A 9,701-nucleotide genomic window follows, 5' to 3' on the forward strand; every position below is an offset into this window, starting at 1 on the left:
CACTCGAGGTGTTCGCTCGTATGCTCAAACAAGTTTCTCATCCCCCAACTTCAATTCACTGACGGGGTGTTGCACTTGGGACTTGAAACCGCCCTGGGATACCCTGATTTCATCCGCGCATATTGAAGGCGGCGGTACACATCCTTATATCGGAGCGATAGCCGCCAACAGGGGGCGCGGCTGGATGCGCAGTCTCAGGATGCGTACGCAGTTCGTGAAATACCGCCCCTCTGAGATTGCGGCAGCAGCAAGTGTTTGCCCCTCGGGTCTGATCGAGTTCTGGGCGGCGTCGATGCGCCACCGGGATATTGCGGCAGGGCAGTCAGAATTGATCTATACGTTCAACATCAAACTGCGGCCATTCCTGCGCATCTTTGACCCGCTGGCGGCATGGATCTTCGAGCGTGAATCCCGACGGCGGTTTGCGGCGATGGCGGATTATCTGCGCCGGATCTACGTTGGTGAGATTCCCAGTAAATGATATCGGCGTACCAATGCCATCCCTTATCCGGTCATGATGCGCTTGCCTCGCAAGGCGAGCAGGTATCTGCCGCCTTCCCGGCTCCACACAAGTCCAGCAACTTAAGGACCACGTCAACACGCATCCACCAGGCTTGCAGGGCGATCGGCTGTCACCGTGACAGTCGATGTAGCCCATGAAGCAACAATTGACTTGTCCGTTGTAAATGGCTGCTCAGGAACTGGCGGACGTCCGAATAGGCCGACGAGCGGCAGGCATTTCTACGTGAACGAATGGCAGTTAAACTTCGAGAACGGACGTTGCCGTCGCGGAGACCCGAATGGCAGCAACGGGTCGGTCAGCGACGATCGCTGTCGCCCGGAAGGCATGCGGCCGAGTACGGCCAGTTACGGCCGTCGGCCTGCGGGTCCAACCAGACGCTCGAGCGTCGCTTCAAGGACATTTGCGCGTCGACGGAGCTCATTGGTTTGTCGGCCACTTCCGCCATTGGGCCGATTCTTGGGCCAGTTTCATGGCAGCACTCATTGAGGTTGCGACGCCCGAGAACGGCTGCTGATGGACTCCACCTGTGCACGGAACGTGCCCCACGAGGAGCCTGGCTCAAGTTCGAGAGCAAGGTGGTGGCTCCACAAAGACTGCGCGGAGCCACCACCAACTGCGGGAAGAAACAAGGCGTATTGTTATCGTTGACGTGAGTGGGCGCTCGTCAAGGACGAAATCACCGTAGACTGGACACAAGTCCGCCCTCAAGCCATTCTAGATAGAAACAGTCCACTGGACTGGACGCCGTATTGCACCGTTACGGTACTCCGTGCGTGCTGCCGCGTCCGCGGCCAAATCCTCCTTAATAGCCTCGATCACTACTCGCTTCCTTCGACCTCGGTCGCATGTGACCAATGAGCGAAGGACAGCCACTGTGCAGTTAGATGCGGCTTCAAGTCGGCAGGGAATACATCAAGCGCTTTCGATCAAGCGCAGTACCGCTGCGGAAAGGGCGCCATTGCTGTCACCAAGCAGGTCGACAGCGTCGAAATGGTGGCCTCGCCTCTGTTCGACCACCTGCACGTCGAAGCCATGCGCTTCCAGTAGCGTCTGGTATTCGCGCTGGAGCCGGTGGTATTCCGGCGACTCATCGCCGCCCACGGTGAGAATCATCGGCAGCCTCACCTTCGGCAGATGAGCGACGGGGCTGTAGGCGGCGACGTCCGCCTCGGTCAGTTGCACCACCTTGTTGAGATAGCAAAGCCGGATCGGTTCGAGGTCGTACAGCCCGCTGATCGCGCAACCGCCCTTGAGCACGTCAGCCGGAACGCCGAGGTTCTCCCAGTTGGTGCCCGCCAGAATTGCTGTGAGATGTCCGCCAGCGGAGTGCCCCGAGACATAGATCCTGTTGGCATCGAAGCCGCCGAGTTCCCCAGCGTTGCGATAGAGCCATATCACCGCGTCGCGATTGTCGCGGACGATCTCCGACATCCCCACTTCCGGCGCCAGCCGATAGTTGACCACCGCAACGTTGATGTCGCGCTTCAGGTAGGGAGAGGCAATGTAGCTGAAGTCGGATTTGTCCAGAGACTGCCAGTATCCTCCGTGAATGAAGACCAATAGCGGACGGTCCTTGTTGGCGGCTGGGAAAAAATCGAGCGTCTGCTTGGCGTCGGGCCCATACGCGCGACTCTCCATGACGGGATGGGTCCGGCGGAAGTCCTCGCTGACCTTCGCCCAAGTCTGGAAGATGTCCTGGAAGCCGGGAATTCCCGCCCTGACGTTGTACTGCTTGTCCAGCTCTTCCTGATTGAAGTTTCGATACACTGACATTACATTGGCTCCAGACTGTTGGAATCGATCGGCTGATTCCTGTTGCAAGTTGCGACGCTCGTTGGCGTCCGACCAAAGATACTTGCCTGCGCCAGATCCTCGCGCGCCAGCAGATGACAGCGACTATCGCGGAGATGCCATGTTTGGAAAGAGCGAGAACCGGGACGACTATCAGGCCATAGACCGGCCAATCGGCGGGATGGCGCGCACCCTTGCGGGCGGCTTCTATATCGACACGCACTCACATCCTCGCGCCCAACTCATCTACGCTTACGTCGGCGCCATCTCGGTATCAACCGACTATGGCTCATGGGTCGTGCCTCCCCAGCGCGCCGTCTGGGTGCCGTGCAATGTCCGGCACGCCATGCAGGCTTGCGGCGACGTCGAGATGCGCACCGTCTACATTCGCGAGGACGCCATCCCGGCGGAATTGCAGACGTGCTGCGTCGTTGCGGTGCCGCCGCTGCTCCGGGAACTGATTTCCGCCGTCGTGCGCATGCCGGTCGAGTACGAGCAGGACGGACGCGACGGCCTAGCGGTCCAGCTTCTGCTGCATGAGCTGCGCCCCCTCTCCGTGGTCCCCCTTCACTTGCCCATGCCCAAGGACAACCGGCTGAGCAAGATCTGCGCAAGGATCCTCGACGATCCTGCCGACGAGACTTCGGTACAGGAGTGGAGCCAGTTCGTCGGCGCCAGCGAGCGCACCATCATTCGTCTCTTTCCCGAAGAGACCGGCCTGACCTATAGCCGCTGGAAACAGCAGGCGCGACTGATGGCTGCCGTTCGCCTCCTGGCGGAGGGATGCCACGTGACCGACATCGCATTGCAGCTCGGATACGAGAGTCCCAGCGCCTTCAGCGCCATGTTCCGCCGGGCGCTCGGTATGACGCCCACCGAGTATTTCCGGGATGTCGCAGGTGACTAACGCGGCCCCGTAGGCTGGATTGGCGTCTGCGCGACAGTAACTGGCGTCGGGACGCCGGTCACCATCTCAGCCGTACGGCACAGTCAGGGGGCCGACGGTTGCGACAGCGTGCTTTCTCCGTCGGTACTTGTCCAAATCGAGGAGTCAGCATGTCAGTCATCGATCGTATCGAGGCGGCCGGGATCGTTCTGCCCGCCGCCGAAACCCCCAGGGCACTGTACGTGCCGTACACAGTACACAACGGCCTCCTGACGGTGTCGGGGCAGTTGCCGCTGAAAGGCGGAAAGCCCGAATTCGTCGGTAAGGTACCTGGAGAAGTCACCGTGGAAGATGCCCGCGCGGCAGCACGGCTTTGCCTGGTCAATCTGCTCGGCTGGGCCGCGGCCGCAACGGACGGCGATCTCGAGCGGATCCGGGGCATCGTTCGAGTGGGTGGCTACGTGGCGGCGCAGCCCGGGTTTTATGACGCGCCCGCGGTGATCAACGCCGCTTCGGAGCTTCTTAACGAGATCTTTGGCGAGAAGGGGCGTCATGCCCGCGTGGCCATGGGGGTCGCGAGTCTGCCCTTCGACGCGCCAGTCGAGATCGAAGCCACGTTTGTCCTGGATGCCTGAGCGATGGGAACACAGACAAGAGCCGGGTACGCCGACGTCCTGGTCGGATTGCAATACGGCGATGAAGGAAAGGCGCGAGTCGTGGATCATCTCGCGGGCGCCTATGACGTGATCGCGCGCTTCAACGGCGGTGCCAATGCGGGTCATACGATCGTCACTGCCAGCGGGGAATTGCGCTTGCGGCAGATCCCGTCCGGGGTATTGCATAGGCGGGTCGCACTCTATATCGGATCCGGCTGCGTCATCGGCTTGCAGCAACTGGCAAGCGAGCTCGGGATGCTCGCTGCTTACGGGATCGATCTCGCCGGTCGACTGACGATCAGCGACCGATGCCCACTTGTCCAGCCGGTCCACGTGCTGCGCGATCGCAATGAAGGCGGACAAATCGGCACGACGGGAAACGGCATTGGGCCCTGCTACGCGGACCTCGCAATCCGGATGCACGACGGTGAGAGATCCTCCTTCCAGCTTCGGGACCTGTTGCGGGATGCCGACGAGGTATTCGAAACGCTGAATCGGGCTGCCGCATTGCGCGAGGAAGGCGAGTTCGCCAATGCCGCAAACCGGATGCGCGAAGCGTGGGACGTCGTGCGGCTGTTCGTGACGGACGATCCACTCTGGCTGCCGCATCGGGTGGAACAGGGGGCAAGGGTTCTCTTCGAGGGCGCGCAGTCCGTGATGCTCGACGTCGTACATGGCGATCAGCCGTGGGTCACCTCCAGCCATACCTTGCCCTCGTATGCTTATGTGGGTGGCGATTTGCCGTGCAAGTACCACCGCAAGACGATCGGCGTGGCCAAGGCGATCGTCTCGCGTGTCGGCGGCGGACCTCTGCCGACCGAACTCGGGGGAGAACGATCCGAGCGCTATTGCGCCGACGCCGCGCGTTCGGGACGCGGCAAGACCGACGAAGCCGCTGGGGCCAACGCCCTCGTGCTACTCGCCGGGGACGACGAGTTCGGCATCGGCATGGCACTTCGCATGCTGTCGAACGAGTACGGCACCGGAACCGGCAGGCCGCGCCGCGTCGGACTGCTAGATCTCGCGCAGCTCCGGCTCGCCGTGCAGCAGTTCGGCATCGACGAGATCTTCCTGAACAAATGCGACAGCCTGGCGGCATTCGCCCGGTGCGCCGACCAAGGCATTCCGGTCATGGTCGGTCAGGGCGATACCGGTGCCCGGCATACCATCCGCTTCCCCGCCTTCGGTGAAGCGGCGATTCCGCAGGATCCCACTGCTCCGCTCCCTCCGCAGTTGGTGGCTCTGCTCGCACGCGTGGAAGAGGTCATCGGCCGGCCGCTGCGGGGGATCGGACTGGGCCCTGGGCGAGAGCAGATGCGCATGTTTGAAGAACAGCATGGAGATATGAAATGACCTCTACAACACCATCCTATCTCGACAGCGCCATGCGTCGGACCGACCTAGCATGGAGCGACTGGGAAGCGATTGAAGCGTTTCTGAAGGACGAGCTAATCTGCAGGGTCGCCGTCCACGATACGCCGTACCCCTACGTCACCGCGCAGAGCTTCACCTTTACCGGCGACGCGTTCCTGATACACAGTTCGCGCTTCGGCAAGCTCGCCGCCGCGATCCGCGCGAATCCACTGGTCACGATCGAAATCGACCGGCCCGTCGCGCTGCTTAAGGCACCCAAGGGCCAGAATACGAGCCTGGAGTACTACAGCGTCATCGCCCGCTGCGTGGTTGTACTACGCGATAGTACGGACGAGGTGCGCGCGCACCAGTATCAGGCACTCGACAAGTTCCGCCCCGAGAAGGATTACTCGCCGATCGAGGATGGCGCGGCCAATCAGATCGTGGCGTATCGATGCGAGATTCGCGAAATGACTGCAAAGAAGCGCATCCTCGGCGACGGACAGTACTCTCCGCCCGGACAGCCCAAGGCGCCGTATCTTCGCTATCCCTTCCAGGCAGGTGCCACGCTATCCGGATTGGCACCGGAGGCGTTCGACCCTCACAAGTTCGACCGGGAAGGACGATAGCTATCGCTCCAAATTTCGCTTTACAAGTCGCATGACAGGAGGGGTGCTCGGGCACCTCTTTTCATTTTTTCAAGCCATCCTGCTTCGGCAATATTCCATGGCATCTGCAAGATAGAGCTTGGCGTTCCGGCACGCGCTTCGGAAACGCATCCACGCGACAGTAGCAAGCGATACCGCGGCATTGCGCTATCGCTTTCGGCCGGCACTCCCGGTGCCGGCACAAGAACTACTGGAGACAATATGAAGCTCACCCCTCTCGAGTTGATGCGCGTGCGCACCGGAGACCGGTTGGAACGGTTGCCGGTGTGCGGGTATCACCGATCGCTCTTCGCCATCATTGCGCTGGCGTTCTTCTTCGATAATCTCGACCTGGCTATGATGACGTATCTACTGGGGTCGATTCGCACCGAGTTCGGGTTGACGTCCGCGCAGGCCGGTATGCTCGGGAGCGCCAGTTTCGTAGGGATGGGAATCGGTGCGCTAAGTTCCGGCGTGCTGGCGGATAGGTTCGGCCGCAAGCCGGTGTTCCAGGTCAGCATGATTATCTGGGGCGTAGGCAGCTATCTCTGTTCGACCGCCGACAGCCCGCAAGTGCTAGCCGCGTATCGATTGCTGCTCGGGCTCGGTATGGGCATGGAGCTGCCGTTGGCGCAGACCCTGATGTCGGAGTTCATCCCGGCGCGCCAGCGCGGCAAGTATCTGGCATTGATGGACGGCAACTGGCCAATCGCCTTTATCTGTGCCGGCCTGATGTCCTACTACGTGCTCAGTGCCTACACATGGCGAACGATGTTCCTGCTGGGGGCAACTCCCGCCCTCTTTCTGTTCGTCGTACGGCGCTATGTCCCCGAATCGCCGCGCTGGCTCGAATCGAAAGGCCGTCACGAAGAGGCCGCCGGCATCGTAGATCGTATCGAGAAAGCGGTCATGCGGAAACTGAAGCTGTCGTCGCTGCCGGAGATCATGCCTGCTCTGTCGGCTGCCGAGCCGGAGACCTCTGGTCTGCGTGTACTCTGGTCGCGCGAGTACCGGAGCCGGACATTGACGGTCTGGGGACTGTGGTTCTTCGCATTGCTGGGCTTCTACGGCCTGAACACGTGGATTGGTGCATTGCTGCAGCAGTCGGGGCTCGGCGTGAGCCAATCCGTGCTCTACACGGTCTACATTTCCATCGGCGGCATTCCGGGCTTCCTCTGGGCGGCGTTCGCCGTCGAGCGTTGGGGACGCAAGCCTGCATGCGTGACCACGCTCGTGGGCGGAGCCTGCATGGTATTCCTCTACGGAAAGGTCGCGGGCTCCAATCCGGACGCCATGACGCTCTTGATTTCGGGCGGCATGATGCAGTTTTTCATGTTCGGCATGTGGGCGGTGCTCTATACCTATACGCCCGAGCTCTATCCGACGCGGGCGCGAGCGTCCGGCTGCGGCATGGCGTCGACCGTCGGGCGGATCGGCTCGTTGCTCGGGCCGACACTGGTCGGGCTGGTATTGCCGATCGCCGGTCAGGCTGGCGTGTTCTGTCTCGGTGCGCTGTGCTTCCTTGCCGCGGCATTGATCGTGTACAGGTTCGGCATCGAAACGCGAGGGAAGGCGTTGGAGACCATTGCCGAATGACGAGGTCGGCGGCGTGCTGTCTGCTGGAGACCGCCTCGGGTGGCGGCTGCTACTGCCCGGGGTCCTGCTGTCGACTGTAGTGTCGTTGCAACGAGCATCCAATTCGCCAGGTTTCCACCTTGCTGACCTGCAAGAGCTACTACGAGGCATTGGCCCGATCCGCGGCCGCGTTCGCTTGACTTCAAAATGTGGTCAGCAAGGATCTGCACCTGGCGATGAAACTGGCGGAATTGGCTGACATTACTCTATGGTTGCTCGATCGAGTGATCCAGTATCTCGCTGCCACCGACAGCCATGCAATGCAACGATGGGGCGGCACGGCAGCGTGGTGGCTTGAAGCCGGTCATCCGAGGTTGTCGGGACGGGGAATATGACTTGGCGAGTGCCGGCTTTCGCCGAGCACTTGCCGCTCGACATGACCGCACAAATTTCCCTTTCACCTTGGAAGCTGCCGTTGAGGCTGCGTGGGACCGAACGGCAGAAGAGGGCAACGGCTACATCGGATTGGTAGCGAATGCAGGGCAACCGCCGGCTCGACATGGTCCACCGCGCGTTCCGCCGCTTGTCCGACAACGCGTCGATTCGGATCACGAGATCGACGCCGCTTTCCACGAAACCGATCGGCAGTCTGCCCTGTCGGGCTTCCGCCAGATCACCCACGCATCCGCAACAGATCAGCGTAAGAGACCAGCTTGCGTTCCTCATTAGCAAGCGTCTTTCGTCTGGACGCCGAGCGGGTTGGTTGGCCGCGCTCGAACTTAGCGGCGGCGCGCGCGTCCTCCCGCGTGTAGGTCCGCGCGGCCTTGGCTTCCGCCCTCAGGCGTTCAGCTTCTAGCCGCGCAGCAGTGCGTTCCTCTCGGGCAATATCTTGCACGGCCGACATGATTTCGGCTCTTAGTAAATCGCGCCTTTGCTTGGCAGCGGCACGGGCAGCCTGCAATTGCTCTTTCCTCTGCCGCAGCCAGTCTTTCCCGTTGACCGGCGCAGGCCTGGCCTCTGGCGGCACGCTCAGGCGCAAAGCCCTGCTGATTGAAACTCTCTCGGTCCGCAGCGTGCGCCGCGTTTCCTGCTTCGCATCACTCACGCTGCCTCACTCTGCCGGCACCACATAGGTGTGGCTCATGCATCACCAGTTGAAGTCCATAAACTCATCCCGCCAACCTTACCATAGGACTCCATCTCGGGCTTGGATGAAGGCGGTTAGACGCCGGCATACCGCGGAGACCGGCCGCTCCCGGCCAGGGGACTAAACCGCTCGCGCGGTAACCCTCCGGCCAAGCGCAAAGTGACTCAACCGCCAGCGCTGTTTCCTATGTTGAGGACCGAGGCAATTCGCCTCGAACCTCGACAGGAGCACAGCCATGTCAGTCGCGACGCCTACCATCAGCCCGCTACGCCAGCGCATGATCGAAGACATGCGGATGCGCAAGCTCTCGGACAAGACCCAGACCCACTACCTCCGCGCCGTGCGGCAGTTCGCCGTCTTTCTCGGACGCTCGCCCGACACGGCCAGCACCGAGGACCTACGGCGCTATCAACTCCATCTGGTCGATCACGGCATCTCCCCGGTTTCGCTCAATGCCGCGATCACTGGCTTGAAGTTCTTCTTTGAAGTGACTCTCGGCGATGCCCAACGCATGGCCAAGATGCGTCCGGTGCGAGTGCCACGCATCCTGCCAGTGGTACTCAGCCCCGACGAAGTCGCCCGAGTGCTGGCCGCCGCCGGTAACCTGAAGCACCAGACCGCGCTCGCGGTCGCCTACGGCGCCGGCCTGCGCGCAAGCGAAGTGGTGGCGTTAAAGGTGACCGATGTCGACAGTGAACGCATGACCCTGCGCATCGAACAGGGCAAGGGCCGCAAGGACCGCTACGCCATGCTCTCGCCAGTGCTGCTCGAACGACTGCGCGTCTGGTGGCGTGTCGCCCACGCACAGGGCAAGATGCTCGACGGAGGCTGGCTGTTCCCGGGCCTCAATCCGATCGAGTCGCTCAGTGTCCGGCAACTCAATCGCGCCATCCATGCCGCCGCCCAGGATGCACAGATTGATAAGCGCGTGTCCATGCATACGCTGCGACACAGTTTCGCCACCCACCTGCTCGAACAGAAGGTCGATATTCGCGTCATTCAGGTACTGCTCGGGCATAAGAAGCTGGACTATCTCCCGCGCGGAACTATGTCCGGTGTTCACTGGGACCCCCAGTCTGTCGTGGACTTGTCACATGGGCGCTAGACATTGGCATTCTCCTTT

9 protein-coding genes are annotated in these 9,701 nt (G+C 61.5%); 7 read left to right on the forward strand and 2 right to left on the reverse strand.

Annotation, left to right across the window (positions count from 1 at the left end; translation table 11 throughout):
- The first annotated feature begins 58 nt into the window (after positions 1–58).
- Positions 59–481: an SRPBCC family protein gene (locus tag ACYP5B_RS39920; protein WP_459573331.1), complete on the forward strand. Its 423-nt coding sequence runs from the start codon at positions 59–61 to the stop codon at positions 479–481.
- A gap of 954 nt (positions 482–1,435) precedes the next feature.
- Here ACYP5B_RS39920 and ACYP5B_RS39925 read toward each other — a convergent pair.
- Positions 1,436–2,296, reverse strand: a complete 861-nt coding sequence (locus tag ACYP5B_RS39925; protein WP_459573332.1) for an alpha/beta hydrolase — start codon at positions 2,294–2,296, stop codon at positions 1,436–1,438.
- Positions 2,297–2,435: 139 nt separating this feature from the next.
- Here ACYP5B_RS39925 and ACYP5B_RS39930 point away from each other — a divergent pair, with 139 nt between their 5' ends.
- From ACYP5B_RS39930 to ACYP5B_RS39950, 5 genes are all read left to right on the forward strand, one after another.
- Positions 2,436–3,221, forward strand: a complete 786-nt coding sequence (locus tag ACYP5B_RS39930) for an AraC family transcriptional regulator (protein WP_459573322.1) — start codon at positions 2,436–2,438, stop codon at positions 3,219–3,221.
- 149 nt (positions 3,222–3,370) lie between these two features.
- Positions 3,371–3,835: a RidA family protein gene (locus ACYP5B_RS39935; protein ID WP_459573323.1), complete on the forward strand. Its 465-nt coding sequence runs from the start codon at positions 3,371–3,373 to the stop codon at positions 3,833–3,835.
- A 3-nt stretch (positions 3,836–3,838) separates the two neighbouring features.
- On the forward strand, positions 3,839–5,209 hold the full coding sequence (locus tag ACYP5B_RS39940) for an adenylosuccinate synthetase (protein ID WP_459573324.1): 1,371 nt from the start codon (positions 3,839–3,841) through the stop codon (positions 5,207–5,209).
- On the forward strand, positions 5,206–5,838 hold the full coding sequence (locus ACYP5B_RS39945; protein WP_459573325.1) for a pyridoxamine 5'-phosphate oxidase family protein: 633 nt from the start codon (positions 5,206–5,208) through the stop codon (positions 5,836–5,838). Before ACYP5B_RS39940 ends, ACYP5B_RS39945 begins: the two co-directional genes overlap by 4 nt.
- A gap of 240 nt (positions 5,839–6,078) precedes the next feature.
- A complete protein-coding gene (locus ACYP5B_RS39950) occupies positions 6,079–7,452 on the forward strand; it encodes an MFS transporter (protein WP_459573326.1) in 1,374 nt (457 codons plus the stop codon).
- A gap of 652 nt (positions 7,453–8,104) precedes the next feature.
- On the opposite strand, the gene ACYP5B_RS39955 is transcribed toward ACYP5B_RS39950, so the two are convergent.
- Entirely contained in the window at positions 8,105–8,536 is a 432-nt protein-coding gene (locus ACYP5B_RS39955; protein ID WP_459573329.1) for a hypothetical protein, read from the reverse strand.
- A 277-nt stretch (positions 8,537–8,813) separates the two neighbouring features.
- Here ACYP5B_RS39955 and ACYP5B_RS39960 point away from each other — a divergent pair, with 277 nt between their 5' ends.
- Positions 8,814–9,683 carry a tyrosine-type recombinase/integrase gene (locus ACYP5B_RS39960; RefSeq protein ID WP_459573330.1) on the forward strand — a complete coding sequence of 290 codons (870 nt, stop codon included), beginning with the start codon at positions 8,814–8,816 and terminating at the stop codon, positions 9,681–9,683.
- The last annotated feature ends 18 nt before the right edge of the window (positions 9,684–9,701 follow it).

Source organism: Cupriavidus sp. 8B (assembly GCF_054589115.1).

Excerpts from the sequence above, each read along its gene's own strand:
- ACYP5B_RS39925 (WP_459573332.1), bottom strand. The coding sequence starts at position 2,296 with ATGTCAGTGTATCGAAACTTCAATCAGGAAGAGCTGGACAAGCAGTAC.
- ACYP5B_RS39930 (WP_459573322.1), top strand. The coding sequence starts at position 2,436 with ATGTTTGGAAAGAGCGAGAACCGGGACGACTATCAGGCCATAGACCGG.
- ACYP5B_RS39935 (WP_459573323.1), top strand. The coding sequence starts at position 3,371 with ATGTCAGTCATCGATCGTATCGAGGCGGCCGGGATCGTTCTGCCCGCC.
- ACYP5B_RS39940 (WP_459573324.1), top strand. The coding sequence starts at position 3,839 with ATGGGAACACAGACAAGAGCCGGGTACGCCGACGTCCTGGTCGGATTG.
- ACYP5B_RS39945 (WP_459573325.1), top strand. The coding sequence starts at position 5,206 with ATGACCTCTACAACACCATCCTATCTCGACAGCGCCATGCGTCGGACC.
- ACYP5B_RS39950 (WP_459573326.1), top strand. The coding sequence starts at position 6,079 with ATGAAGCTCACCCCTCTCGAGTTGATGCGCGTGCGCACCGGAGACCGG.
- ACYP5B_RS39960 (WP_459573330.1), top strand. The coding sequence starts at position 8,814 with ATGTCAGTCGCGACGCCTACCATCAGCCCGCTACGCCAGCGCATGATC.